We start from the raw sequence: 24,928 nt of genomic DNA, 5'->3' as shown, positions 1-24,928 counted from the left end.
CCTTGCTGGCTGCCAGGTCGTGTGGCGTGTCCGACGTACTGGCTACTCGCTAATCTTGATGTCGAGTAGTCGCCAATCGTCAGTTCCTTTCTGGTTCTTCAGCTTGACGTAATACTTCGTCCTGATCTTGGCCCCAAAGCTGTTCTGCGAATCAACGTAGGCCAGAACTTCATGGGTGCAATCTCCGCGATAGCTGGTCTTTACGCCATCGTCTGTTACATAGGGGAAGTCCGCGCTAGCCGGTGCTTTCAGGCGCTGTTTGACAAACGATTGCGACATAACGAACGCCGTCGTCTGATTGCTGCACGCTTTTTCATCGTCGCGAGCCTTTTTCTCGGCTGCCTGTTTTGAGTCTTCCGCTTCTCGGGCTGCGCGTTCCTCAGCTCTGGCCGCCTTCTGTTCTGGCGTCATGTTTGAATCCACGTACGCGCCATAGGCTATGAAGGCGACGAATATCCCCGCACCCCATTTCAGAATCGACGATTTTCTTTTTGGCTTCGCGCCACAGGAGGGGCAAGCCTTCGCTTTCGAGCTTACCTCAGTCCCGCATTCATGACATTTGATCAGCGCCATAGCATCCTCTGCTGAAGCCTATAGGCACCGTGCCTATAGGCCGTGGACTATAGGCTACATGAAAACCATGCTCGTGGGCTATGACGAGCACGGAAATAACAGACATTGGCAAGATTTTTGGGGAGGTTCTACGACGATATAGATCGGATCGGAACATCTCTCAGGAAGAGCTTGCCCACCGTGCAGATGTTGATCGGACGTTCGTATCGCGCCTTGAGCGAGGCGTCAGGCAGCCTACCATCACGACATTGATCGGATTGGGGCAAGCGCTGGGGGTTTCTGCTGCGGATTTGGTGCAGGAGGCGGAAAAAGAGTACCTGCGGCAACGTGGGTAGGAATCCGTGGCGCTGTGGGGCGGCACAGGCCGCTAATGGCCCCGGCTCAATAGGGTGGCGGCGACCACATTCGCAGCGTGGCCTAAGGGCGGCATGTACGCGCCGTGTAACCGACCCTCGACTCTGGGTGGCAGGCAAAGAAAAAGCCCCGGAGCCTTGCGGCGCGGGGCTTTGGATGGTGGGCCCAGCAGGACTTGAACCTGCGACCAAGCGATTATGAGTCGCCTGCTCTGACCAACTGAGCTATAGGCCCGAAACTGTTTGCGCGGCGTACATTTTGGTTACACCGTCGATTCTCTGCGCTTTGCGTGCTCGCTGCAAGTGCTTGCTACTGCTACGTTTTTCGCAAGCTCTTGCAGTTTAGCCCGTTCTATTATGAGTCCCCTGCTCTAACCGACTGAGCTAACGGCCCGTCAAGCGGTTGGCGCCGTCAGTTGCTGTTGGAGTCGAGGAAGCTGCGCAGCTTGTCCGAACGGGACGGGTGGCGCAGCTTGCGCAGGGCCTTGGCTTCGATCTGGCGGATGCGCTCCCGGGTGACGTCGAACTGCTTGCCGACTTCTTCCAGGGTGTGGTCCGTGTTCATCTCGATGCCGAAGCGCATGCGCAGCACCTTGGCTTCCCTCGGGGTCAGGCTGTCCAGAATCTCGCCGGTGACTTCCTTGAGGCTGGCGTACATGGCCGCTTCCACCGGGGCGGTGGTGGCGGTGTCCTCGATGAAGTCGCCCAGGTGGGAGTCGTCGTCGTCGCCGATCGGCGTCTCCATGGAGATGGGCTCCTTGGCGATCTTGAGGATCTTGCGGATCTTCTCCTCGGGCATCTCCATCTTTTCCGCCAAGGTGGCCGGGTCCGGTTCCACGCCGGTTTCCTGGAGAATCTGGCGGGAGATCCGGTTCATCTTGTTGATCGTCTCGATCATGTGCACCGGGATGCGGATGGTGCGGGCCTGGTCGGCGATCGAGCGGGTGATGGCCTGGCGAATCCACCAGGTGGCATAGGTGGAGAACTTGTAGCCGCGCCGGTATTCGAACTTGTCCACCGCCTTCATCAGGCCGATGTTGCCTTCCTGGATCAGGTCGAGGAACTGCAGGCCCCGGTTGGTGTACTTCTTGGCGATGGAGATCACCAGGCGCAGGTTGGCCTCGGTCATCTCGCGCTTGGCCTTGCGCGCCTTGGCTTCGCCGGTGGACATCTGCTTGTTGATGTCCTTGAGTTCCTTGAGCGAGATGCCGATCTTGTTCTGGATGTCGATCAGCTTCTGCTGCTCTTCGTGGATTGCCGGGATGTTGCGGGCCAGCACGGCAGCGTAGGCGGCCTTGCCGGCGGCGGACACTTCAGCTTCGGCCCAGGCCAGGTTCACCTCGTTGCCCGGGAAGGACTTGATGAAGTGGCTGCGGGCCATGCCGGCGCGCTCGACGCAGATGTCGAGGATCTTGCGTTCGCGTTCGCGCACGCTTTCGACCATGGCGCGTACGCCATCGCACAGCCGCTCGATGGTGCGCGAGGTGAAGCGGATCAGCATCAGCTCGTCGGAGATCTGCTTCTGGTGCTTGAGGTAGATCTTGTCCTGGCTGCCCTTGCTGGCGAGGGCTTTGACCATCTTGGCGTTGGCGGCCTTGATGGTGGCGAAGCGCTCCAGGGCATCGGTCTTGAGTTGGAGCAGGGAGGCGGACACGGCGCCGCCTTCGCCGTCCTCGTCGTCGCCATCGTCGTCAATGTCTTCGTCATCGGCAGACGGCAGCTCGGCGGCGGGGGCGGCTTCTTCCTCGACGGCGTTGGGGTCGATCAGGCCATCGACCAGTTCGTCGATGCGCATCTCTTCCTTTTCCACCTTCTCGGCCATCTCCAGGATCTCGGTGATGGTGGAGGGGCAGGCAGAAATGGCCAGCACCATGTGCTTGAGGCCTTCCTCGATGCGTTTGGCGATCTCGATCTCGCCTTCCCGGGTGAGCAGCTCGACGGTGCCCATCTCGCGCATGTACATGCGCACCGGGTCGGTGGTGCGGCCGAATTCGGAATCGACGGTGGACAGGGCGGCTTCGGCCTGTTCTTCCACATCCTCGTCGTCGCTGGCAGCGGCGGCGGTGTCGGACATGAGCAGTTCTTCGGCGGCCGGAGCCTCGTCGAAGACCTTGATGCCCATGTCACTGAAGGTGGTGATGATGGATTCGATCTGCTCGGCGTCCACCACGTCGTCAGGCAGGTGGTCGTTGATTTCGGCGTAGGTCAGGTAGCCCCGTTCCTTGCCGAGCTTGATCAGGTTCTTGAGGCGCGTTCTGCGCGTTTCGGCATCCACGGCGGACGGAGAACCGGCTTCCGCGGGCTCGGCCGACGAAGCCTTCGCCTTGGCGGCTTTGGCCTTGAGGATTTCCTTGGCGGCGTCCTTTGCCTTTTCCTTTGCCATGACCCTTTATCCGATCGATTCGAAAAACTCTTAATTATACCACCGCTTAGCCGTCTTCCCCGCAGTCGGGGCAAGGGGCGCTAGCGGCGGCGGCTGATGCGCCCGAGGCGGTTCATTTCCACCACCAGGCGGGCGTATTCCTGCTTTTCGTCCGCATCCAGTCCGGCCTCCTGGGCCTTCTTGGTCAGACGCTGAAATTCCTGGTCGAGCTGGTCCCGGGTGAGTTGGTCCAGGTAGCCCCGCCATACTTCGTCGAGCACCGCGGTCTCGTCCGAGCCCTCGGCCGGCGCCTGTTGCAGCAGGCGCCCGGCCACCTCGCGGATCAGGGCTTCCTCGCTGCTGCCGCGCAGGCGCTCGATCAACGTAGCGTAGGGTAGCGGCGCCTCGGCGGCCAGGATGGCCTGGGCCAGGCGTAGCACCGCCCGGGCTTCCGGGTCACCGCCGGGCAGCAGGGTGAGGGGCAGGTCCCGCGCCAGCTCGGGTTTTTGCAGCAGCACCTCGATCAGCCCGCGCATCAGCGACGGCGCCTGGCGCGGCACCCGGGCCGGCGCCGGCGGGGCGATGTGGCGCAACTCGCACAGCCGCTCCACTTCCTGCTGGGAAAAGCCGGTGGTGTCGGCGAGCCGCTTGACCAGTTGCAGACGCAGCAGGGGGGCGGTGAGCTTGAGCAGCAGGGGCTTGGCCTCGGCCACCAGCTTGGCCCGTCCCTCGGCGGTGTGGGGGTCGGCCTCGGCCGACAGGTGCTGGATGAGAAAGTCCGACAACGGCGTGGCCTGGGCCACCGTGGCCTGGAAGGCGTCCTTGCCGCGCTCGCGCACGTAGCTGTCCGGATCGTGCTCCGGCGGGAGAAAGACGAAGGCCACCGTCTTCTGGTCCGAGAGCGAATCCAGGGCGTTCTCCAGGGCGCGCCACGCCGCCTTGCGGCCGGCGGCGTCGCCGTCGAAGCAGAAAACCACCCGCTCCACCTGGCGGAACAGTTTCTGGATGTGGGTGGCGGTGGTGGCGGTGCCCAGGGTGGCCACGGCGTTGCCCACGCCGTGCTGGGCCAGGGCGATCACGTCCATGTAGCCTTCGACCACGATTGCCGTGTCGGTTTCCCGCAGGCCGACCCGGGCCTGGGGCAGGCCGAACAATTCGCGCCCCTTTTCGAACACCGGGGTTTCCGGGGAGTTGAGGTACTTGGGTTCGCCGCTGCCCAACACCCGACCGCCGAAGCCGATCACCTCGTTCTTCTGGTTCACGATGGGGATCATGATCCGGTCGCGGAAGCGGTCGTAGAGGCGGCCCTGGTCGTTCTTGATGACCAGGCCGGCGGCCTGTAGCTGGGCGTCCTGGTAGTTGGGGAAAATCTCCTCCAGGTTTTGCCAGCCCTCGGGGGCGTAGCCGATGCCGAACTTGGCGGCGATTTCGCCGGACAGACCGCGCTGCTTGAGGTAGCCGATGGCCTTGTCGGAGCGCTTGAGCTGCTCGTAGTAGTAGCGCGCGGCCGAGGCCAGCAGATCGGTCAGGGCCCGGGTCTGGGCGGCGGGGCGGGGGGCGGATTCGAAGTCGCCGTGGCCGCCGCCGCGGCGCGGCTCCTGGGGCACTTGCAGGCCGACCCGGTCCGCCAGGGCCTTGATCGCATCGACGAAGGACAGCCCCTGGTATTCCATCAGGAAGCCGATGGCCGAGCCGTGGGCGCCGCAGCCGAAGCAGTGGTAGAACTGCTTCGATGGGCTGACGGTGAAGGAGGGGGATTTCTCGTTGTGGAAGGGGCAGCGTGCGGCGTAGTTGGACCCCGCCTTCTTCAGCGGTACCAGGGGATCGATGACATCGACGATGTCGATCCGCTGCAGCAAATCCTGGATGAAGGATTCGGGAATCACCGGCGCTCCGGGGCGGGCTGGGGTGGGGTCAACCGGCCAGGGCGGCCTTGACCTGCCGGGACACCTCGCCCATGTCGGCCTTGCCGGCCAGCTGGGGCTTGAGGATGGCCATCACCTTGCCCATGTCGGCCGGGCCGGCGGCGCCGCTGGCGGCCACGGCGGCAGCCACTGCCGCCTGGATCTCGGTTGCCGACAGCTGGGCCGGCAGGTAGGCGGTCAACACCTCGGCCTCGAAGCGCTCGGCGGCGGCCAGGTCCTCGCGGCCGGCGGCCTCGTACTGGGTGATGCTGTCGCGGCGCTGCTTGAGCAGCTTTTCCACCACGGCGGCCACGTCTGCGTCGGTCAGCTCGATGCGCTCGTCCACCTCCTTTTGCTTGATCGCCGCCAGGAGCAGGCGCAGGGCGCCCAGGCGGGGCGCGTCCTTGGCCTTCATGGCCGATTTCATGTCGTCGCTGATGCGGATCTTGAGGCTCATGGCGGAGACTTTCGCGGAGAGGGGCGGGGCGGCGAGCCCCAAAACGCCGAAAGCCGCCGATCGGGGATCGGCGGCTTCGCGGCGGATCGTGTCCGACGGGCCGGGGCGGGCACGGGGTGCCGGGCCCGGGGCGTCAGGAACGAGCGTCGATATCAGTAGAGCTTCGGCGGCAGCTGCTGGCTGCGGATGCGCTTGTGGTGACGCTTGACGGCGGCGGCGGCCTTGCGCTTGCGCTCGGCGGTGGGCTTTTCGTAGAACTCGCGGGCACGCAGTTCGGTCAGCAGACCGGTTTTTTCGACAGTGCGCTTGAAGCGGCGGATCGCCACCTCAAACGGCTCGTTTTCCTTGACGCGGATAGAAGGCATTGAAATCGGTCCCCGATTGGTTTTCGACAGAGAAAGTCGGCAAGTATAAAGGGAAAAGTCAATAAATTTCAAGTAGGTCAACATCTTGGCCCCATCTGGCGCTGCGCCCCGCCTGCCAGGGAACGCATGCCTGCGACGCCCGCGCCGCGCAAGGCGGCCCGTGCCTGCCCGCCCCGCTGGGGTAAAATCGCCGCCATGCTAGTGCTCGGCCTCGAATCCTCCTGCGACGAGACCGGCGTTGCCCTGGTGGAGGTCGGGTCCGGAAACGGGCCGGCGGCCTCGGGGACATCGGTCCCGGCATCGTCCCGTCTGCTCGCCCATACCCTCCATTCCCAGATCGCCCTGCACCGCGCCTATGGCGGCGTGGTGCCGGAACTGGCGTCCCGGGACCACATCCGCCGGGTGGTGCCCCTGTTGCGCGAGGCCCTGGCCCGCAGCGGCAAGGCCCTGGCCGAGGTCGACGCCGTCGCCTACACCCAGGGCCCCGGCCTGGCCGGCGCCCTGCTGGTGGGTTGCGCCTTCGCCGAAGCCCTCGCCACGGCCCTGGGCAAGCCGGTGGTGCCGGTGCACCACCTGGAGGGGCATTTGTTGTCGCCCCTGTTGTCCACCGATGCCCCCACCTTCCCCTTCGTCGCCCTGCTGGTGTCCGGGGGGCATACCCAGCTGATGCGGGTCGATGGCGTTGGCCGCTACACCCTTCTGGGGGAAACCCTGGACGACGCCGCCGGCGAGGCCTTCGACAAGACCGCCAAGCTGCTCGGCCTGCCCTACCCGGGCGGCCCGGCCCTGGCCCGGCTGGCGGAGGACGGGCGGCCGGACCAGGTGGCCCTGCCCCGGCCGATGCTCCATTCCGACGACCTGAATTTTTCCTTCGCCGGATTGAAGACCGCGGTGCTGACCCGGGTGCGCGACATGGGCGGCGAGCGCGGCGAACTGGACGACGCCCAGCGGGCCGATCTGGCCCGGGGCTTCCAAGACGCTATCGTCGAAGTGCTGGTCAAGAAATCCCTCAAGGCCCTCAAGCAGACCGGCTTGAACCGGCTGGTGGTGGCCGGCGGGGTGGGGGCCAACCGCCAGTTGCGTGCCATGCTCGACGAGGCGGCGCGGCGCCGCCGCCTGCGGGTCCATTACCCCGAGTTGGAATTCTGCACCGACAACGGGGCGATGATCGCCCTGGCCGGCGCCCTGCGCCTGGCCGCCGACGCCGGGGCGGCGCGCCCCGCCGGCACCTTCGCGGTGCGGCCGCGCTGGCCCCTGGCCGAACTGATGAGCCCGGCGGACTGAATTCCGGGGCCATCTTCCGCAACCATCGCTGTCGCGCAATCGCCATGAAAAAGGCCGCCCCCTCGGGCGGCCTTCGTTTTTTTGTTGGCGCTGGATCGGCGCCTGGGCGGAATCCGCGTCAGGCGGCCTTCTTCTTGGCGCCGATCTTCGGTTCCTGGCCAGCCATCAGGCGCTGGATGTTGGCCCAGTGCTTGGCGATCAGGCCCAGGGCCATGACGGCCACCACCAGCAGCTGGCCGCCGCCGCCACCGCTCAGGCCCACGGCCAGGGGCGCCGCCAGGGCGGCGAGCAGGGCGGCCAGGGACGAGTAGCGCGTCACTACGGCCGCGGCCAGCCAGGTGCCCAGGGCGGCCAGGCCCACCACCGGGTCCAGGGCGAGCAGCACGCCGGCGGCGGTGGCCACGCCCTTGCCGCCCTTGAACTTGAGGAAGAGGGGGAACAGGTGGCCGAGGAAGGCGGCCAGACCGGTCAGCGCCACCACCAGTTCAGGGGCGTTCAGGCTGCGCGCCAGCACCACCGCCGCCACACCCTTGAGGGCGTCGCCGAGCAGGGTGAACAGGGCCGCCTTCTTGTTGCCCGAGCGCAGCACGTTGGTCGCCCCCGGGTTGCCCGAGCCGTAGCTGCGCGGGTCGGCCAGGCCGAAGACCCGGGAGACGATCACGGCGAAGGGCAGGGAGCCGAGCAGGTAGCCGGCGGCCAGGAACAGCAGCAGGGCGGGGGCGGCAGCGGCGAGGGCGGTGGCAGGGGGCATAAAGATAGGTGGCCCGGAAGGGCGGCAGGTAAAATCCGCCGGATTCTACACTTCCCCACCGCAACATCGCGCCGCCGGCCCTGCCGGGCGGGTGGCCGACCCGGACCTTCCATGGACATCATCTTCATCGACGAGCTGCGCATCGACACCCTGATCGGCATCTATCCGCGGGAACGGGAGATGCGCCAGACCGTCGAGCTGTCGCTGAAGATCGGCCTGTCGACCGCATCGGCCGGGGCCAGCGACGACATCCACGACACCATCAACTACGCCGAGGTGGTGGGCCGCCTGCGCCAGGAGCTGGGCACCCGCCAGTTCGGCCTGATCGAAAAGCTGGCCGAATTCGTCGCCACCCTACTGCTGGAGGACTTCGGTGCCCAGTGGGTCCAGGTGTCCATCGCCAAGCTGGGCATGATGCCCGGGGTGCGGCGCGTCGGCGTGGTGATCGAGCGCTCCGCCTGATCGCACCGCAGTCCGGCCGCGTTACTTCTCCAGAGCGGCGGACACCGGCTTGGGGGTCAGCACCCGCAGCACGTCGTGGGGATGGACCCCCACCAGAAAGCCGCGCCGCCCGCCGTTGATGTAGATGAGGGCCAGGCCGAGGATGCTCTTCTCGATGTAGATCGGCATCGCCTTCTTGGTGCCGAAGGGGCTGGTGCCGCCCACCAGGTAGCCGGTGTGGCGGTTGGCCACCTCGGGCTTGCAGGGCTCCACGTGCTTGGCGCCGATCTGGCGCGCCAGTTCCTTGGCCGACACCTTGCGGTCGCCGTGCATCAGCACGATCAGGGGCTTCTTGTTCTCGTCCTCGAACACCAGGGTCTTCACCACCGCGTGCTCGTCCACGTTCAGCTCCCGGGCGGACACCTTGGTGCCGCCGTGCTCCTCGTAGGCGTACAGGTGGGCGGAATAGGGTACGTGCTGGCTCTTCAGGAAGCGGGTGGCCGGCGTTTCCGGGGCGTTCCCGTGGGTGGGGTCGTCGTGGCGTGACATGGTGCTTCTCCATCGGGGCGGGCTACTCGCCCGCGCCGGATTCCGGGTGGGAGGCCAGGCTGCGCAGCAGGGCGCGCAGGCGGGCCGGGCGCAGGGGGCGGTTGAGGACGTTGGGCAGGGCCGGGTGGGCATCCCGCTCCGGGGCGACGACGATCACCGTGGCCTGTAGCAGGGTGGCGGTCTCTTCGTCGGCGAAGGGACCGGGCTGGCGCTTGCAGTACAGGGTGACCGCGTAGGGGTCGTTGCGCCCCGGCAGGAGCCGGCCCGGCGGCAGGGGCAGTTCCTCGTGGCGGATAGCGTAGCCCCAGCCGGTCAGGGTTGCCAACAGGGCGCGCTCGTCCTCGTTGGGGGGGAAAGCCGACAGCACGGTGACGCCCGGCCCCCGGGGCGCGGCGCCGAGGCGCGGGCGCAGGGGACTGGGAATGACCACGCCGAAGACCGTGCCGACACCGGGGCGCGAGGCGAAGCGGATGCGGTGGCCGAGCAGGTCCGAGAGGCGGCGCACAATGGCCAGGCCCAGGCCCAGGCCCTTTTCCGCCTGGCGGGCGGCGTTGCCGACCTGGTAGAACTCTTCGAAGATGCCGTCCTGGTGCTCCAGGGGCACGCCGATACCGTTGTCCCGCACCTCGATGCGCAGGTGCTCGGGGCCGTGGCGCCGGGCGCAGACCATGACGTGGCCGCCCGGGGTGAACTTGATGGCGTTGTCGATCAGGTTGCCGAGCAGGCGCGACAGCAGGGCAGGGTCGGTCTCGATCAGCCCCAGGCCGCGGCGCGGTGCGTGGAAGCTCAACGCCACTGCGGCGGCCTCGGCCAGGGGGGCGTAGGTGGCGGCCAGGCTGGTGAACAGCTCGGATACCGGCAGGGTGTGGCGTTCCGGGTCGATGCGGGTCAGGTCGAGGCGGGAGATTTCCAGCAGGCTTTCCAGCTGGTCGCCCATGGCCCCGGTGGCCACCTCGATGCGCTTGAGCACCGCCTGCTGCTCCGGCGCCAGGTGCGTCTGGCGCAGGTCGGAAAGGAACATGCGCAGGGCGTGCAGGGGCTGGCGCAGATCGTGGCTGGCGGCGGCGAGGAAGCGGGTCTTGGCCCGGTTGGCCCGCTCCGCGTCGCGGCGGCGGGTCTCGATCTCACGGGTGGCCTGGCGCACCCGCTGGGCCAGGTTGTCCCGGTGGCCGGTCAGTTCCACGGTCAGCGCCCGCAGGCCGATGAACTGGCGGCGGACGAGCAGGCCGGCGATGAGCAGGGAGATGGCCGCCACCCCCACCAGGGCCATCACCTGGACCTGGCGGAGGGTGCTCTCGGTAGTGCGCACGGTGACGATGCGCAGGTCGTCGTAGCCCGGCACTTCCACCTGGGCGAGCAGGTGGCGCTCGCTGCGCAGGGTCTCGGCCAAAGGGCTGGCGTGGCGGAAATCCCGGTCGGCCATCACCTCGCGGAAGTCGCGGCCCAGGTATTCGTCCTGATCCTCGGCGTCCTGGCGGCACAGGGCCACCAGGATGCCGGCGCTGTTGACCAGGGCGGCCTGGAATGAATCCTCGGGCCGGGTGCTCCAGCAGAAATCCTCGAAATACTGGGGTTCCAGGGCGGCCATCAGCACCCCGGCGAAATTGCGGTTGGGCCGCTCCAGGCGGCGCGCCACGGCGTAGGTGTGGCGGTTGCTGTTGCGGCCGATGTAGGGACCGTAGCGAGTGCGGGCCTCGCCGGACTTGAGGCGCTCGAAATAGACCCGGTCGGCGATGTTGATCGGGTTGGCCGGGTAGAACGAGCCGGAGAAGCGCTGGGTGCCCTTGTCGTCGAAGACGATCAGGTGGCGGATCTGGGGCAGGGTGCGGGTCATGCGCACGCGCAGGAATTCGTGGCCCCGGGCGTCGGACCAGTCCCACCAGCGGTGGCCGCTGGAGAGGTCGCGGTTGAGTTCGTCGAGCAGCACCTCGACGCTGTCGAAGGAGCGGGCGGCGTGCTCGGCGAGCAGGCGGGCGTGCTGGGTCAGGGCCTGTTCGCCGGCCTTCAGCTCCTGGTCCCGGGCCACCAGGATGTCCACCACGAAGGCGATCAGCACCAGGAAGACGGTGAACAGCCCGTAGGCGTACAGCACCGGGTTGGGCGCGCGCGGGTCGTCCTGGCCTCCGGCGTAGCCGCTCAGGGTGGGGAAGAAGGGCGGCGTGCCCGTGCCCGGCTCGACCGCTTCGGAAGGCGGGGCCGGGGGCGGCGCTGCGGGATGGGTGGTCACGGCGAGGAGTTCGGGCAAGGCGCGGGCCGGGGGAAGAGGGCGCGATCCCCATAGCATACCAGCCGGCGGGCTGCCCGCCGGCGGCCGGGCCGGCGTCTCAGCCCCGGGGATGGTGCTGGGCGTGCAGGGTCTTCAGCCGTTCCCGGGCGACGTGGGTGTAGATCTGGGTGGTGGAGATGTCGGCGTGGCCGAGCAGCAGTTGCACCACCCGCAGGTCGGCGCCGTGGTTGAGCAGGTGGGTGGCGAAGGCGTGGCGCAGCACGTGGGGCGACAGGCGGGCCGGGTCGATGTCGGCCTGGGGGGCGTAGCGCTTGATTAGGGTCCAGAACATCTGCCGGGTCATGGCAGCGCCCCGGGCGGTGACGAACAGGTCGTCGCCGCTGCGCTGCCCCATCAGGCCGGGCCGGGCCTCGGCCAGGTAGCGCTCCAGCCATTCCAGGGCCAGTTCGCCCAGGGGCACCAGACGTTCCTTGGCGCCCTTGCCCAGCACCCGCACCACCCCCATGTCGAAGTTCACTTCGAAGAGGCGCAACCCCACCAGTTCCGAGACGCGCAGGCCGGTGGCGTAGAGGGTTTCCAGCATGGCCCGGTCGCGCAGGCCCAGGGGGGTGGTCACGTCCGGGGCGGCCAGCAGGGCCTCCACGTTCTCTTCCGAGAGCACCTTGGGCAGGCGCTCGGCCCGGCCGGGCATGGCCAGGGTGGCGGTGGGGTCGTCGGCGCGCCGGCCCCGCACGGCCAACCAGCGGTAGTAGCGGCGCAGGGTGGACAGGTGGCGCGACTGGGAAGTGGCCTTGTGCCCGGCGGCCAGGTGGGCCAGGTAGCGGCCCAGGTCGGTGGCGCCGGCGGCGGCCAGGGGCGCGCCGTCCCGTTCCGCCAGCCAGCGGGACAGGCCGGTCAGGTCGGCCCGGTAGCTCGACAGGGTGGCCTTGGCCAGGCCGTCCTCCAGCCACAGGGCGTCGCAGAACAGGTCGATCTCGGCCAGGTCTTCCGGGCGGGGCGGAACGGGCTCGGCCGCCGCCGGGGAGGCAGTGGCGGCGCTGGTACGGGCCGCGCTCATGCCGGCAGGATGCCCTCGTGGGTGAGCAGCCAGCGCTTGATGGCGAGCAGGAAGCCACCCCGTTCCCGGGCGAAGCCGCCCAGACCGTCGTTGAAGCCGGCGTTGGCGGCCACCACCCGGTGGCAGGGCACCACCAGGGGGTAGGGGTTGGCGCCGCAGGCACCGCCCACGGCCCGGGGGGCGCTGTGCACGGTCTTGGCCAGGGCGCCGTAGGTGACGGTTTCCCCCGGCGGGATGGCGGCGATGCCGTCCCACACCCGGCGCTGGAACGGCGTGCCGCAGGGGGCCAGGGGCAGGGTGAAGGGGGCGCCGGGGTCGGCAGCGTAGGCTTCCAGCTGCCGCACCGCCAGGGCAGCCAGGGGCGAGTCGATCCGGGGCGCCGCCGCGGCGGCTTCCGGCGGGAGGAAGTCGATCTCGGTGATGCAGTCCCGGTCGCAACGGATGCCCAGGGCGAACACCGGGTGGGCGGGGGGCATGGCGACGATGGCCTGGTAGGGCGTGGGGGAAGCGGTCATGGCGAAGCCGGGCAGGGGCGCAGTTCGATCACCGCATTATCGGGGATCGTACCGCCGCCGGCCAGCCAGCCGGGCAGGGGGCGGCAGTCGCCGGCCACGCACAGGGTGTAGGGGGGCACGTAGGGCGACTGGGTCAGGCGCACCGCCGGCAGGGGCGGCAGGCCGGGGCGGTAGTGCCAGACCCCGTCGCGCAGCACGGCGCCTTCGGGAATCTCCATGCCGGCGCCGCTGCCGCGGATGCGGGCCTCGGTGATCGTCACCCCGGGGGCGGCCGTGGGCGGGGCGGAGGCGGTGACAGTGGAAAGGGCTGCGGAAGTGGCCGGGTCCGCGACCGCCCAGTCCTCGTCCCAGCGAATCTTCTCGATGGAGTGGGTCCAGGCCAGGGTGGCGGTGGCGGCGGGCAGGACCGTCGTCCGGGCGGGGGCGGCCCTGGCGGGTTCCCCCGCCAGGGCCAGGCACAGGGCCAGCGCTGCGGCCATGGCCGGGATGGCTCGCCGGTCAGCCGGCGGTGGCGGCCGCCGCCTGGCCGCGCCGGCGCAGGGCCTGCCAGGCGAGGAAGGCCGCCGCCAGGACGAAGCCGATGTCGTCGGTGATCGGCGCGGCGGCCACCAGGAAGCCGGCGCCCAGGGCGGCCAGCAGCCGGGCCGGCCAGGACAGGGGCTGCCACAGGTAGCCCACCGCCGCCGCGCCCCACAGGCAGATGGCGAGCAGGGCCTTGGCGACGATGTAGCCCACCCCGAGCACGGTCCAGTCGCCTTGCAGCATCAGCAGCGGGTCGTAGACCGCCATGTAGGGCACGACGAAGCCGGCGATGGCGATCTGGGTGGCCTTGAAGCCGATCTTCATCGGCGAATCCTTGGCGATCGACGCCGCGGCGAAGGCGGCCAGGGCTACCGGCGGGGTCAGGTCGGCCATGATGCCGAAGTAGAAGACGAACATGTGGCTGACGATCAGCGGCACCCCGAGCTTGAGCAGGGCCGGGGCGGCGATCGAGCTGGTGATGATGTAGTTGGGGATGGTGGGGATGCCCATGCCCAGGATCAGGCAGACGATCATGGTCAGCACCAGGGAGAGGAACAGGCTCTGCTCGCCCACGTGCAGGATGAAGCCGGCGAAGCTGGAGGCGGCGCCGGTCAGGGTGAGAACGCCGATGATGACGCCGACGATGGCGCAGGCCACCCCCACCGGCAGGGCCTGGCGGGCCCCGTCGGCCAGGGACAGCTTGAGGGTGTGCAGGGTCTTGCCACCGCCCTTGAGGCCGATCACCACCGCCACCAGCAGGGCGATGGTCCCCAGCACCGGGACGATGCCCCATTCGATGAACGTGGCGGCGCCCAGGCCGCAGGCCAGCCAGAACACGTAGCGGAAGGCCTGGTGGCTGATGCGCGCGGCCACCGCGGCGCCCAGGATCAGGATGGCGGTCAGGGCCAGCCCCATCATGCCCGAGAACATCGGGGTGAAGCCGTGGAAGAGCATGTACACCAGCACCGCCAGGGGCAGCACCAGGTACCAGCTTTCCTTGAGGGCGCGCCAGGGGTTGGGGCACTGGTCCTTGGGCAGGCCGAACAGGCCCTTGCGTCCGGCTTCCAGGTGCACCATCCAGAAGGCGGTGAAGTAGTAGAGCAGGGCCGGGATCACCGCCGCCTTGACGATCTCGGCGTAGGGCACGTTGAGGGTTTCGGCCATGATGAAGGCCACCGCCCCCATCACCGGCGGCATGATCTGGCCGCCCATGGAGGACGTGGCCTCTACCGCCCCGGCGAACACCGACGAGTAGCCGAAGCGCTTCATCAGCGGAATGGTGAACTGGCCCACGGTGAGCACGTTGGCCACCCCGGAGCCGGAGATGGTGCCCATGAAGCCGGACGAGATCACCGCCACCTTGGCCGGGCCGCCCTTGGCGTGGCCGACCAGGCCCAGGGCCAGGGAGTTGAACAGGTGGATCATGCCGGCGTGTTCGAGGAAGGCGCCGAACAGGATGAACAAAAAGATGTAGGTGGCCGACACCAGGGTGGGGATGCCGAAGATGCCTTCGGTGCCCAGGGCTAGCTGGTTCACGATCTGGTCGAAGCCGTAGCCCCGGTGGGCCACCACTTCCGGCAGGTACTGGCCGAAGAAGCCGTAGGCGAGAAAGCTGGCGCAGACCAGGGGCAGGGCCAGGCCGAGGATGCGCCGGGCCGCTTCGAAGAGCAGCACCACCAGGGAGGCGCCCACCACCAGGTCGGTAGTGGACGGGTCGCCGGAGCGCTGGATCAGGTCGGCCTCGAACACCCAGTGGTAGGTGCCGAGAGTGAAGGACACCAGGGCCAGCACGGCGTCCAGGGGGGCGATGCGGTTCAGCTTGCCGTGCTTGCTCCAGGGGTAGAGGAGAAAGGTCAGGGCGAGCAGAAAACCCACGTGCAGCGAGCGGGTGGCCAGGCTGGACAGGGGGTGGAAGGCGGCCACCACCAGCTGGTAGGTGGAAAAGGCCAGGCAGATGGCGGTGAAGGTCTTCAGCGCCCAGCCGCCCAGCTTGCGCTGGGTGCCGTGCTCGTTGAATTCCTCGGCGGCGCCGTCGGCGTGATCGGTGCGGCCGGCACGATCGGAAGATTCCGGCGCCAGGCCGGGCAGGGCGTGGGGGGATGTCATGGTCAAACCTCTGCGGGGGTTTGTTGCTGCGAAACTGGCATGGCGGAAAGCCAGGCGGGGCGCGGTGTTCGGAGGTGGGTGGCCTGGAGGCCGCGCCAGTTCTCGATCTTCAGGGGTATGCCGTGGAGATCAAGGACTGGCGCGGGGTTTGGCGGGGCCGGAGAGTGGATCGCCGCTTACTTGAGCAGACCGGCTTCCCGGTAGTAGCGCTCGGCCCCCGGATGCAGCGGCACCGGTGGGTTCTTGGCCGCATCCGCCTTGCTGATCGCCTTGGCGGCGGCGTGGGCGGCGGTGAGCTGGTCCAGGTTGTCGAACATCGACTTGGTCATGGCATACACCGTGTCGGCGGGCACGCCCTCGTGAGTGACCAGGAAGTTCTGGATCTTCACCGTGGTCACGTCGGCGTTCTGGCCTTCGTAGGTCTTGGCCGGCACCACGCCGGGCTGGTAGGCGGCGTCGCCGATCTTGGCCACCACCTCGGCGGGCACCGGCACCACCACGATCTTCTGTGCCGTGGCCAGGTCGCGCAGGGCCGAGACGCCGAGGCCGGCGGATTGCAGGGTGACGTCGAGCTGGCGGTTCTTCATCAGCTCCACCGACTCGCCGAAGGGCAGGTACTCGACCTTGGCGAAGTCCTTGTAGGTCAGGCCGGCAGCCTTGAGCACGGCCCGGGCGTTGAGCTCGGTACCGGACTTGGGCGCCCCCACCGAGATGCGCTTGCCCTTGAGGTCGGCCAGGGTGCGGATGCCGGAATCGGCGCTGGCGACGATCTGAATGTAGTTGGGGTAGATGCCGGCCACGGTGCGCAGCTTCTTCAGGGGCGTCTTGAACCCCGCCTCCTCGTCGCCCTTCCAGGCGTCCGAGAGGGCGTCGCCCAGGGTGAAGCCGATTTCGCCGCGGCCGGCCTGGAGCAGGTTGAGGTTTTCGGCGCTGGCCTTGGTGGCCTGGACCGAGGCCTTGGCGTTGGGCAGGGCCTTGCCGTAGATCTGGGAGAGGGCCACGCCCATGGGGTAATACACCCCGCTGGTGCCGCCGGTCAGCACGTTGATGAATTCCGCGCCCCGGGCCGCAGTGGTGCCGAGCGTGCCGAGGGCGAGGGTGGTGGACAACAACAGGGTGTGAAGCAGTTTGCTCATGGTTTGTCTCCGTTGATTTTTTAGGTGGACCTGAACACTGCGGTTACGGAAGAGAGGGGTGGGACTGGGGTGGTGCCTTGCTCCGCGAAGGGGGTGAAGAAGAAAGGTGAATAAGAGGGGTGGCGTGGCGGCCCCGGCTCAGGCCTCAGACCTCACACGACGCCGCCGGCCCGCAGGGCGGCGATGTCCTGGGGACTATAGCCCATTGATGTCAGTACGGCGTCAGTGTGTTCCCCCAGGACCGGCGGCGCCTGCCGGTAGGCCACCGGGGTGGCCGACAGGTGCAGGGGATTGCCCACCCCGGGGGCGCGGCCGCCGGCGGCGTGGGGCAGGTCGAGCTTGAGGCCGCGGTGCTGCACCTGGGGGTCGGCGAAGACCCGGTCCAGGGTGTTGATCGGGCCGCAGGGCACGGCTTCGGCTTCCAGGGCGGCGATCCAGGCGTCGGTGGTGCGGGTCACGGTGACCTGGCGCATCAGGGGGATCAGCTCGGCGCGGTGGCGCACCCGGGCCGGATTGGTGGCGAAGCGCGGGTCGTGGGCCCACTCCGGGTGCCCGGCCACTGCGCACCAGCGGGCGAACTGGCCGTCGTTGCCGATGGCCAGGATCATGTCGCCGTCGGCGGTGGGGAAGTCCTGGTAAGGGACGATGTTGGGGTGGGCGTTGCCCATGCGCTTGGGCACGGCGCCCGACACCAGGTAGTTGAGGGCCTGGTTGGCCAGGCAGGCCACCTGCACGTCGAGCAGGGCCACGTCGATGTGCTGGCCCTCGCCGCTGGCGGCCCGGTGCAGCAGCGCCGCCTGGATGGCGTTGGCGGCGTAGAGGCCGGTGAGGATGTCGGTGAGGGCCACCCCCACCTTCTGTGGCCCTTCGCCCTCCTCCCCATCGGGGCGGCCGGTCAGGCTCATCAACCCGCCCATGCCCTGGATCAGGAAGTCGTAGCCGGCCCGGGGCGCGTAGGGCCCGTCCTGGCCGAAGCCGGTGATGCTGCAATAGACCAGTCTCGGGTTGAGCGCCGCGAGGCTGGCGTAGTCCAGGCCGTAGGGCGCCAGCCCGCCGACCTTGAAGTTCTCCACCACCACGTCGGCCCGGGCGGCCAGTTGCTTGACCAGGGCCTGGCCCTCGGGCCGGGTGAAATCCACCGTCACCGACTGCTTGTTGCGGTTGGTACACAGGAAGTAGGCCGCGTCCGTGGTCGGCTGGCCGTCGCCATCGGCCAGCCAGGGCGGTCCCCAGGCCCGGGTGTCGTCGCCGGCGCCGGGGCGTTCCACCTTGATCACGGTGGCGCCCAGGTCGGCGAGCAGCTGGGTGGCCCAGGGGCCGGCCAGCACCCGGGACAGGTCGAGGACGGTGATGCCGGCCAGGGCCCCGGCGGCGGCCGGAGCCTGGCTGGCGGTTGCGCTGGCGCCCATGGCGGTGCTCAGAAGAAGGCCTGGATGCCGGTCTGGGCGCGGCCGAGCACCAGGGCGTGCACGTCGTGGGTGCCCTCGTAGGTGTTCACCGCCTCCAGGTTGAGCACATGGCGGATCACGTGGTACTCGTCCGAGATGCCGTTGCCGCCGTGCATGTCCCGGGCCACCCGGGCGATGTCCAGGGACTTGCCGCAGGAGTTGCGCTTGATCAGCGACACCATTTCCGGGGTGGCGCGGCCCTCGTCCATCAGGCGGCCGACGCGCAGCACCGATTGCAGCCCCAGGGCGATCTCGGTCTGCATGTCGGCCAGCTTCTTCTGGATCAGCTGGTTGGCCGCCAGGGGGCGGTCGAACTGCTTGCGCTCCAGGGTGTAGCTGCGCGCCGCGTGCCAGCAGAACTCGGCGGCGCCCAGGGCGCCCCAGGCGATGCCGAAACGGGCCTTGGTCAGACAGCCCAGGGGCGACTTCAAGCCGCCGGTCTTGGGCAGCAGGTTCTCGGCCGGGACGAACACCTCGTCCATGACGATCTCGCCGGTGATCGAGGCGCGCAGGGAAAACTTGCCCTCGATCTTGGGCGCCGAGAGGCCCTTCATGCCCTTTTCCAGGATGAAGCCGCGCACGTCCTCGGCCCGGTCGCCGTCGAGCTTGGCCCACACCACGAAGACGTCGGCGATGGGCGAATTGGTGATCCACATCTTGGCGCCGTGCAGGACGAAGCCGCCATCCACGCTCTTGGCCCGGGTGAGCATGCCGCCCGGGTCGGAGCCGACGTTGGGCTCGGTCAGGCCGAAGCAGCCGACCCATTCGCCGCTGGCCAGCCTGGGCAGGTACTTCTCGCGCTGGGCTTCGGAGCCGTAGGCCCAGATCGGGTACATGACCAGGGACGACTGGACGCTCATGGCCGAGCGGTAGCCGGAATCGACCCGCTCCACCTCCCGGGCGATCAGGCCGTAGCCGACGTTGGACAGCCCGGCGCAGCCGTAGCCCTCGATGGTGCAGCCGAGAAAGCCCAGGGCGCCCATCTCGGTGAAGATGTCCCGGTCGAAGGTCTCGTGCCGGTGCGCCAGCAGCACCCGGGGCATCAGCTTGTCCTGGCAGTAGGCATGGGCGGTGTCGGCGATCAGGCGCTCCTCGTCGCTCAACTGGTCGCGGAACAGGAAGGGGTCTTCCCACTGGAAGCGGGCTTTTTCGGCCATGGATGTCTCCTCGTCTCGATTTTGGCCCGGGGCGCGGCGGCCTCGGGAAGCGGTTCGGTGCGGCGGCGGGTCGGGCGGTGCGCGGTCGGGGTGGGGCGCAGTGGCGTTACTTGTTCTGTCGGTTGTTCCGTTGTGCGGAACTGTGATTTAATAAAGTGGAATCATCTTGGCAAAAAACAAAACGAAATGGAAGTGGCGATGGGAAAAATTGCCAACAAGCTGGATGGCGATTCCGCTGTGCAGAATGACGAGCCCGGGGCGGCCGACCGCAACCGGGTCACCGCCCTGGAGCGGGGGCTGGCCATCCTGCGCTGCTTCACCGCCCGGGACCGGGGCGGCCTGAGCAACGGCGAGATCGCCGCCCGCACCGGCCTGGCCAAATCCACCGTGTCCCGGCTCACCTACACCCTCACCACCCTGGGCTACCTGCGCTGGGACGAGGCCGCGGGCACCGCCGGCCGCTACCGGGTCGGCCCCTCGGTGCTGGCCCTGGGCTACGTGGCCCTGGGCAACATCGGCGTGCGCGAGCAGGCCCGGCCGCTGATGCAGGATCTGGCCGACTACTCCAGCGCCCTGGTGTCCCTGGCCACCCGGGACCGGCTGGCCATGATCTACCTGGAAAACTGCCGGCCCCGTTCCCTGACTACCCTCAAGGTCAGCGTCGGCATGCAGATGCCCATGGCCACCACCTCCATCGGCCGCGCCTTCCTGGCCGCCCTGCCGGCGGCCGAGCGGGGCTTCCTGATGGACCAGCTGGCCCGCCGCGAGGGCGACGCCTGGGCCGAACAGCGGGCCGGGTTGGACAAGGCCTTCGCCGACGTGGCGGCCCGGGGCTACTGCGTGTCCATCGGCGAATGGCAGCGCGACACCAACGCCGTGGCCGCGCCCCTCACCTGTCCGGACGGCGAGGTGCTGGCCCTGTCCCTGTCCGGCCCGGCCTTCGCCCTGACGCCCCAGCGCATCGAGGAAGACCTAGGGCCGCGCCTGGTGTACCTGGCCCGCTCGATCGAGGCGGCGGCGGGGTAGGCGGCGTTCCGGTGCCACCTCGCACGTTGGCGGCGTTCGCCCGGGGCGGCAGTTCGGACGGCCGGGGCAGGCGAACAGCCAATCCTGAACGTCGGAAAAAGCAAACCCCGCGTCCCTATTGGCTTTCCGGCATGGTGCCTTGGAAATCCAATAGGGACGCGGGGTTTCACCATGGGGGCCTGAAGATGCCCGCCCAGCGCGGCGTTCCGGCCGGGTGTCCGCCGGAAAAAAAATGTGGTGCACAAAAAAACGGCGGCCCGAATCCACCGGGCCGCCGTTGCTGGAACACTGTTCGAGACAGCGCCTTACTTCTTGCCGAGCAGCCCCTCTTTCAGGTCGTCTTGAGCCGGCTTGGCGCCGAGCCAGATGCGCAGCAGGGCCCGGTTGAAGTCCTCGCCGGGGATCGGGGCGCCCTTGGCGCTGCCGTTGACCAGCAGCTGGGTGCCCTTCTCCGGGGTGTAGTCGAGGACCACGCTGGTGCCCTTCTTGGCCTCGCCCAGGGACAGCAGGGTGTCGGTGAACGCCTGCACCTTGGGCTTGAGGGCCGCCAGCTCGGCGTCCGCCGTGTTCTTGACGATGCCCTCGTTGAGGGCGTCGGCGAACTGCTGGGCCGACAGGTCGCGCAGCAGGCTGATGCCGATGCGCCGGGGGCCCTTGGCGGCCAGCACGGCGTCGGCCGTGGCGGCCTTTTCCGGCAGGTACAAGGCCATGGCGTACACCTTGAAGAACACCTTGGTGCGCAGGCCGCCGCCGTTGAGCTGGAGCTCGCTGGCGCCGACCTTGACGCGGTCGTCGAAGGCAACGCCGCCGAACTCGGCGGCCTGGACGGCGCCGGCGGCGAGGAAGAGGGATAGGGACAGGGCAAGGGTGGAGGCGGCGGGCGCAAAGCGGCGCCCCGCGCCCCGCGGCGTCCGGCGGGACGCCTCAGGCAGGGGATGGTTCATAGTCTCCTCAACGGTCATCGGGGTTGTTATGTGTTTTGCGCCGCCGCTTCACCCCGTGAGCGGTGGCGTCCCTCTGCCTTGCCGGTACTGCGCGCCGGCCCGCGGGAGGCGGGCCGGCGATGTTGCTCAAAACGATTTGCGGATGGCTGGGCTGCCGGCCTCAGCCGCGCACCTGGCCGGTGCCCAGCACCACCCACTTCTGGCTGGTCAGCCCTTCCAGGCCCACCGGGCCCCGGGCGTGGATCTTGTCGGTGGAGATGCCGATCTCGGCGCCCAGGCCGTATTCGAAGCCGTCGGCGAAACGGGTCGAGGCGTTGACCATGACCGAGGCCGAATCCACTTCGCGCAGGAAGGTCAGCGCCCGGGTGTAGTCCTCGGTGACGATGGCCTCGGTGTGGTTCGACGAGTAGCGGGCGATGTGGTCCATGGCCTCGTCCAGGCCGGCCACCACCTTGACGGCGATGATCGGGGCGAGGAATTCGGTGGCGTAGTCCTCGTCGCTGGCCGGCACGGTGTTCGGCACCAGGGCAGCGGTCTCGGCGCAGCCACGGATTTCCACCCCCTTGCCCTGAAGCATGGCGGCGATGCGCGGCAGCAGGGTCGGGGCGATGGCCCGGGCGATCAGCAGGGACTCGGCGGTGTTGCAGGTGCCGTAGCGCTGGGTCTTGGCGTTCTCGACGATCTTCAGGGCTTTTTCCGGATCGGCCTTGTCGTCCACATAGACATGGCAGTTGCCGTCCAGGTGCTGGATCATCGGCACCCGGGATTCGGCCAGCAGGCGGGCGATCAGGCCCTTGCCGCCGCGCGGCACGATCACATCCACGTACTCGCGCATGGTGATCAATTCGCCCACGGCGGCCCGGTCGGTGGTGTCCACCACCTGCACCGCGTCGGCGGGCAGACCGGCGGCGGCCAGGCCTTCCTGGACGCAGGCGGCGATGGCCCGGTTGCTGCGGATGGCTTCGGAACCGCCGCGCAGGATGCAGGCGTTGCCCGACTTGAGGCACAGGGCGGCGGCGTCCACCGTCACGTTGGGGCGGGCCTCGTAGATGATGCCGATGACCCCCAGGGGCACGCGCATCTTGCCCACCTGGATGCCGGAGGGGCGGAACTTCAGGTCGGAGATTTCGCCCACCGGATCGGGCAGGGCGGCGACTTGTTCGACGCCCTCGGCCATGGCGGCGATGGTCTTGGCCGACAGGGTCAGGCGGTCGACCATGGCCGGCTCCAGACCGTTGGCCTTGGCGGCGGCCACGTCCTCGGCGTTGGCGGCGAGCAGTTTTTCCGCGTCGCGGCGCAGGGCGGCGGCAATGGTGGCGAGGGCCTTGTTCTTGAGGCCGGTGTCGGCCCGGGCCACGGCCCGGGAGGCGGCCCGGGCGCGCTGGCCCAGGGTCTGCATGTACGCGTGAATGTCCATCGAAGGCTTCCGGCGCGGCCGCCTGGGGCGGCCGGCGCGACTGGTGGGGAAGCTTTCGATTATAGGGCGGGCGGCGGCTGGGGCAACCCCAGGGGGCGCCGAAATCGGGGATGGCCGGGCGGAAAGCGGCCGAAGGGGCGACGAACGGGCCGGAAAGACGAGGGAAGGGCCGGTAAACGTAATGGTCGCGGCGGGGTGTTGCCGGCGGCGCCAGGGCAGCGTACCTTTGCCGTCGGACGGCCGTATTGTCCGTTTTGCGTCAGATCAGAGAAAAACCGGGAACCTCTTTCGTCTCCCGGGTCTAACGGGATATTCTTGCAAGACCATGGTTGGCGTGTGGTTTCTTGCGCCGTAATTTTTTATTTTGCCCGTCATCACGACGTTTGCCGTCATGTCCAAGAAATTGATTCTCCCTGCTGAAATCAAAGTCTGTGCAACGTGCAGTTACTGGGATGGTGAGCGCAAGGTCAGCGACGATAACCATGTGGTCGTCGTGAGCGAATGCGCGTCCGGCGAATGCCTGGTGAAGTCCAACAGCCAGCCCGGCCTGGCCTCCTACCCGGAGGAAAGCGGCTGCCTGTGGGAGGACCTGGACCCGGACCCCATCGACGAAGAGGTCGACCTCTCCGACCAGACTGACGTGCGCAAGGTGTCGGGCGCTTAAGCCCGGCAGTCCTTCGAGTCCTTCGATTTCGCACAACGCGGGCCCGGCGCTTGCCGCCGGTGCCGCAGTTCAGCGCAGGCCCGGCCTGCCGCCAGCGTTACGGGCGTTCCGCCCGGCCGATCCTGCCCCCAGTCCCATCCCCAGGCGCAGCAGTTCCAGCCAGGCGTCGCCGTCCTCGATCCCCTTGGCGATACGGTCCACCCGGGCGACCTGTTTCAGCGCCCGCGCCGGGCGATCGTCCCGCAGCCGGCCCAGGGCCTGCTTGAGCGCCCCCTGGCGCGGTCCCCAGACCCGGGCCTCCTTCAGCAGTGCATCCAACGGCCGCCCCGCCGCCACGCCTTGGGCCAGGGTGGCCAGGGCGCGCACCTCTTCGGTCACCGCCCAGATCACCAGGGGCAGGGCCTCGCCACTCTGGCGCAGCGCATCCAGGATGCGCGCCATGCGCCCCGTGTCCCCCGCCAGCAGGGCCTCGCGCAGGCTGTCCAGGTCGTAGCGGGCCACGTCCAGCACTGCGTCCTTGACCTGTTCCAGGGTGAGTTCCGCCGCTTCCCGGCCCGTGGGGTAGAGCAGGGCCAGCTTCTGGATTTCCTGGTGGGCGGCGAGCAGGTTGCCCTCGACCCGTTCCGCCAGGAAGTGGAGTGCCTCGCGGCTGGCGCGCTGCTGCTGCCGGGCCAGCCGGCCGCCGATCCAGGCGGGCAGTTCGTCGAGGTGCGGGGCGTTGAGCTTGATCGCCACCCCGGCCTTTTCCAGGGCGCTGAACCAGGCCGATTTCTCGTCCTGCCAGTTGAGTTCCGGCAGGGTGACCAGCATCAGGCTGTCGTCGGAAAGCTGGCCGCAGTAGCGTTGCAAGGCCTCGGAGCCGTCCCGCCCGGGCTTGCCCGAGGGGATGCGCAGGTCAAGCAGGCTCTTGTCGCCGAACAGGGACAGGTTGCCGCCCCGGGTGAACAGTTCGCCCCAGTTGAAGCCGGGCAGCACCGTCAGCACGTCGCGCTCGGTGAAACCGCGCTGCCGGGCCGCGGCGCGGATGGCGTCGCCGGCCTCGATCACCAGCAGGGGTTCGTCCCCGTACAGCACGTAGAGGGACGCCAGGGGGCGGTTCCCGTCCAGGTGCGCGGCGAGGGCTTCCCCCTTGAGGATCATTGCTGGCCGTCGTCCGCCGGGGGCAGGGGCTTCACCGCGGCCAGGCGGCGCATCACCTGCTGAACCAGGTCGCGCTGCATGTCCTGGCGCAGCAGTTCCTCTTCCTGCTGCTTGGAGAGGACTTCCTGGGCCACCGCCGGGTTCACCGTCACCACCCGCTGTTGCAGCAGGCTGGCGGGGGAAATCAGGCTGCGGCCCTTGGCGTCGGTGAGGGTGAAGCCGAAGCGGTAGCGCAGCTCGTATTCCCGCGCCTGGCCGGCGTTGTTCACCGACAGGACGAACTTCTCCATTGCGTCCTGGCTGATGCTGAAGACCACATCGGCATCCTCGCGGCGCTCGGCCAGGGTGGTGGAGTTGCTGGCGCGCACGGCGCGCTTGAGCAGGGCGCCGAACTCGGAAGTGTCAGGCACCGCCACGTAAATCGACTTGAACGGCAGGGTCTGGGCGCCGCGCAGCTGGAAGCCGCAGGCCGCCAGCAGCAGGACGGCGGTCAGGGCGACCAGCCAGGTGCGGAAAGTCCTCATGGGGTT

25 protein-coding genes and 1 tRNA gene are annotated in these 24,928 nt (G+C 68.5%); 5 read left to right on the top strand and 21 right to left on the bottom strand.

The window, feature by feature from the left end; all coding sequences use genetic code 11:
- Positions 1–42: 42 nt before the first annotated feature.
- Positions 43–573: a zinc ribbon domain-containing protein gene (locus LWW89_RS10355; protein ID WP_293263910.1), complete on the bottom strand. Its 531-nt coding sequence runs from the start codon at positions 571–573 to the stop codon at positions 43–45.
- Between the two features lie 80 nt (positions 574–653).
- On the opposite strand from LWW89_RS10355, the gene LWW89_RS10350 reads away from it, so the two are divergent.
- Positions 654–908 (top strand): helix-turn-helix transcriptional regulator, encoded by a 255-nt coding sequence (locus LWW89_RS10350; RefSeq protein WP_293263909.1) that lies wholly within the window; start codon positions 654–656, stop codon positions 906–908.
- A 176-nt stretch (positions 909–1,084) separates the two neighbouring features.
- Here the strand turns inward: LWW89_RS10350 and LWW89_RS10345 are convergent.
- The 5 genes from LWW89_RS10345 to rpsU form a co-directional block, all read right to left on the bottom strand.
- Positions 1,085–1,161 (bottom strand) — tRNA-Ile (locus LWW89_RS10345).
- Positions 1,162–1,338: 177 nt separating this feature from the next.
- On the bottom strand, positions 1,339–3,309 hold the full coding sequence (gene rpoD, locus LWW89_RS10340) for an RNA polymerase sigma factor RpoD (protein WP_293263908.1): 1,971 nt from the start codon (positions 3,307–3,309) through the stop codon (positions 1,339–1,341).
- Between the two features lie 80 nt (positions 3,310–3,389).
- Positions 3,390–5,174, bottom strand: coding sequence for a DNA primase (dnaG, locus tag LWW89_RS10335; protein ID WP_293263907.1), 1,785 nt, complete (start codon positions 5,172–5,174; stop codon positions 3,390–3,392).
- Between the two features lie 28 nt (positions 5,175–5,202).
- A complete protein-coding gene (locus LWW89_RS10330; RefSeq protein ID WP_293263906.1) occupies positions 5,203–5,649 on the bottom strand; it encodes a GatB/YqeY domain-containing protein in 447 nt (148 codons plus the stop codon).
- Between the two features lie 152 nt (positions 5,650–5,801).
- The gene (gene rpsU, locus LWW89_RS10325) at positions 5,802–6,014 is read right to left on the bottom strand and encodes a 30S ribosomal protein S21 (RefSeq protein WP_293263905.1); all 213 of its coding nucleotides are present in this window, start codon (positions 6,012–6,014) and stop codon (positions 5,802–5,804) included.
- 195 nt (positions 6,015–6,209) lie between these two features.
- On the opposite strand from rpsU, the gene tsaD reads away from it, so the two are divergent.
- Complete coding sequence (gene tsaD, locus LWW89_RS10320; RefSeq protein ID WP_293264147.1) at positions 6,210–7,298, top strand: tRNA (adenosine(37)-N6)-threonylcarbamoyltransferase complex transferase subunit TsaD; 1,089 nt, start codon at positions 6,210–6,212, stop codon at positions 7,296–7,298.
- A gap of 118 nt (positions 7,299–7,416) precedes the next feature.
- Here the strand turns inward: tsaD and plsY are convergent, their stop codons facing one another.
- Positions 7,417–8,049 (bottom strand): glycerol-3-phosphate 1-O-acyltransferase PlsY, encoded by a 633-nt coding sequence (gene plsY / locus LWW89_RS10315; RefSeq protein WP_293263904.1) that lies wholly within the window; start codon positions 8,047–8,049, stop codon positions 7,417–7,419.
- A 111-nt stretch (positions 8,050–8,160) separates the two neighbouring features.
- Between plsY and LWW89_RS10310 the strand changes: the two genes are divergently transcribed.
- Positions 8,161–8,511 (top strand): dihydroneopterin aldolase, encoded by a 351-nt coding sequence (locus tag LWW89_RS10310; protein WP_293263903.1) that lies wholly within the window; start codon positions 8,161–8,163, stop codon positions 8,509–8,511.
- Positions 8,512–8,532: 21 nt separating this feature from the next.
- Here LWW89_RS10310 and ybaK read toward each other — a convergent pair whose 3' ends face one another.
- The 9 genes from ybaK to LWW89_RS10265 form a co-directional block, all read right to left on the bottom strand.
- Positions 8,533–9,039 carry a Cys-tRNA(Pro) deacylase gene (ybaK, locus tag LWW89_RS10305; protein WP_293263902.1) on the bottom strand — a complete coding sequence of 169 codons (507 nt, stop codon included), beginning with the start codon at positions 9,037–9,039 and terminating at the stop codon, positions 8,533–8,535.
- A gap of 22 nt (positions 9,040–9,061) precedes the next feature.
- Positions 9,062–11,284 carry an ATP-binding protein gene (locus tag LWW89_RS10300; protein ID WP_293263901.1) on the bottom strand — a complete coding sequence of 741 codons (2,223 nt, stop codon included), beginning with the start codon at positions 11,282–11,284 and terminating at the stop codon, positions 9,062–9,064.
- Positions 11,285–11,363: 79 nt separating this feature from the next.
- Positions 11,364–12,323 (bottom strand): site-specific tyrosine recombinase XerD, encoded by a 960-nt coding sequence (gene xerD / locus LWW89_RS10295; RefSeq protein WP_293263900.1) that lies wholly within the window; start codon positions 12,321–12,323, stop codon positions 11,364–11,366.
- Positions 12,320–12,838, bottom strand: a complete 519-nt coding sequence (locus LWW89_RS10290) for a methylated-DNA--[protein]-cysteine S-methyltransferase (protein ID WP_293263899.1) — start codon at positions 12,836–12,838, stop codon at positions 12,320–12,322. The genes xerD and LWW89_RS10290 overlap by 4 nt, the downstream gene beginning before the upstream one ends.
- Positions 12,835–13,317: a DUF1850 domain-containing protein gene (locus LWW89_RS10285; RefSeq protein ID WP_293263898.1), complete on the bottom strand. Its 483-nt coding sequence runs from the start codon at positions 13,315–13,317 to the stop codon at positions 12,835–12,837. The genes LWW89_RS10290 and LWW89_RS10285 overlap by 4 nt, the downstream gene beginning before the upstream one ends.
- Before the next feature lie 19 nt (positions 13,318–13,336).
- On the bottom strand, positions 13,337–15,466 hold the full coding sequence (locus LWW89_RS10280; protein WP_293263897.1) for a TRAP transporter permease: 2,130 nt from the start codon (positions 15,464–15,466) through the stop codon (positions 13,337–13,339).
- Positions 15,467–15,642: 176 nt separating this feature from the next.
- Entirely contained in the window at positions 15,643–16,602 is a 960-nt protein-coding gene (locus LWW89_RS10275) for a TAXI family TRAP transporter solute-binding subunit (RefSeq protein WP_293263896.1), read from the bottom strand.
- Between the two features lie 152 nt (positions 16,603–16,754).
- Complete coding sequence (locus LWW89_RS10270) at positions 16,755–18,011, bottom strand: CaiB/BaiF CoA-transferase family protein (RefSeq protein WP_293263895.1); 1,257 nt, start codon at positions 18,009–18,011, stop codon at positions 16,755–16,757.
- An 8-nt stretch (positions 18,012–18,019) separates the two neighbouring features.
- Positions 18,020–19,207, bottom strand: a complete 1,188-nt coding sequence (locus tag LWW89_RS10265; RefSeq protein WP_293263894.1) for an acyl-CoA dehydrogenase — start codon at positions 19,205–19,207, stop codon at positions 18,020–18,022.
- A gap of 198 nt (positions 19,208–19,405) precedes the next feature.
- Between LWW89_RS10265 and LWW89_RS10260 the strand changes: the two genes are divergently transcribed.
- Positions 19,406–20,233, top strand: coding sequence for an IclR family transcriptional regulator (locus LWW89_RS10260; RefSeq protein ID WP_293263893.1), 828 nt, complete (start codon positions 19,406–19,408; stop codon positions 20,231–20,233).
- Positions 20,234–20,538: 305 nt separating this feature from the next.
- On the opposite strand, the gene LWW89_RS10255 is transcribed toward LWW89_RS10260, so the two are convergent.
- The 3 genes from LWW89_RS10255 to LWW89_RS10245 form a co-directional block, all read right to left on the bottom strand.
- Positions 20,539–21,177 (bottom strand): chalcone isomerase family protein, encoded by a 639-nt coding sequence (locus LWW89_RS10255; protein WP_293263892.1) that lies wholly within the window; start codon positions 21,175–21,177, stop codon positions 20,539–20,541.
- A gap of 160 nt (positions 21,178–21,337) precedes the next feature.
- A complete protein-coding gene (locus LWW89_RS10250) occupies positions 21,338–22,594 on the bottom strand; it encodes a glutamate-5-semialdehyde dehydrogenase (protein ID WP_293263891.1) in 1,257 nt (418 codons plus the stop codon).
- Positions 22,595–22,895: 301 nt separating this feature from the next.
- Positions 22,896–23,078, bottom strand: coding sequence for a hypothetical protein (locus tag LWW89_RS10245; RefSeq protein WP_293263890.1), 183 nt, complete (start codon positions 23,076–23,078; stop codon positions 22,896–22,898).
- A gap of 9 nt (positions 23,079–23,087) precedes the next feature.
- Between LWW89_RS10245 and LWW89_RS10240 the strand changes: the two genes are divergently transcribed.
- Positions 23,088–23,258: a hypothetical protein gene (locus LWW89_RS10240; RefSeq protein WP_293263889.1), complete on the top strand. Its 171-nt coding sequence runs from the start codon at positions 23,088–23,090 to the stop codon at positions 23,256–23,258.
- 69 nt (positions 23,259–23,327) lie between these two features.
- On the opposite strand, the gene holA is transcribed toward LWW89_RS10240, so the two are convergent.
- The gene (holA, locus tag LWW89_RS10235) at positions 23,328–24,398 is read right to left on the bottom strand and encodes a DNA polymerase III subunit delta (RefSeq protein ID WP_293263888.1); all 1,071 of its coding nucleotides are present in this window, start codon (positions 24,396–24,398) and stop codon (positions 23,328–23,330) included.
- A complete protein-coding gene (gene lptE / locus LWW89_RS10230) occupies positions 24,395–24,922 on the bottom strand; it encodes an LPS assembly lipoprotein LptE (protein ID WP_293263887.1) in 528 nt (175 codons plus the stop codon). The genes holA and lptE overlap by 4 nt, the downstream gene beginning before the upstream one ends.
- Between the last annotated feature and the right edge of the window lie 6 nt (positions 24,923–24,928).

This window comes from Oryzomicrobium sp., assembly GCF_021287045.1.
Taxonomy (GTDB): Bacteria; Pseudomonadota; Gammaproteobacteria; order Burkholderiales; family Rhodocyclaceae; genus Oryzomicrobium.
Note: the sequence above shows the minus strand (reverse complement) of the source record. Positions and strands in the feature narration are given on the sequence as shown.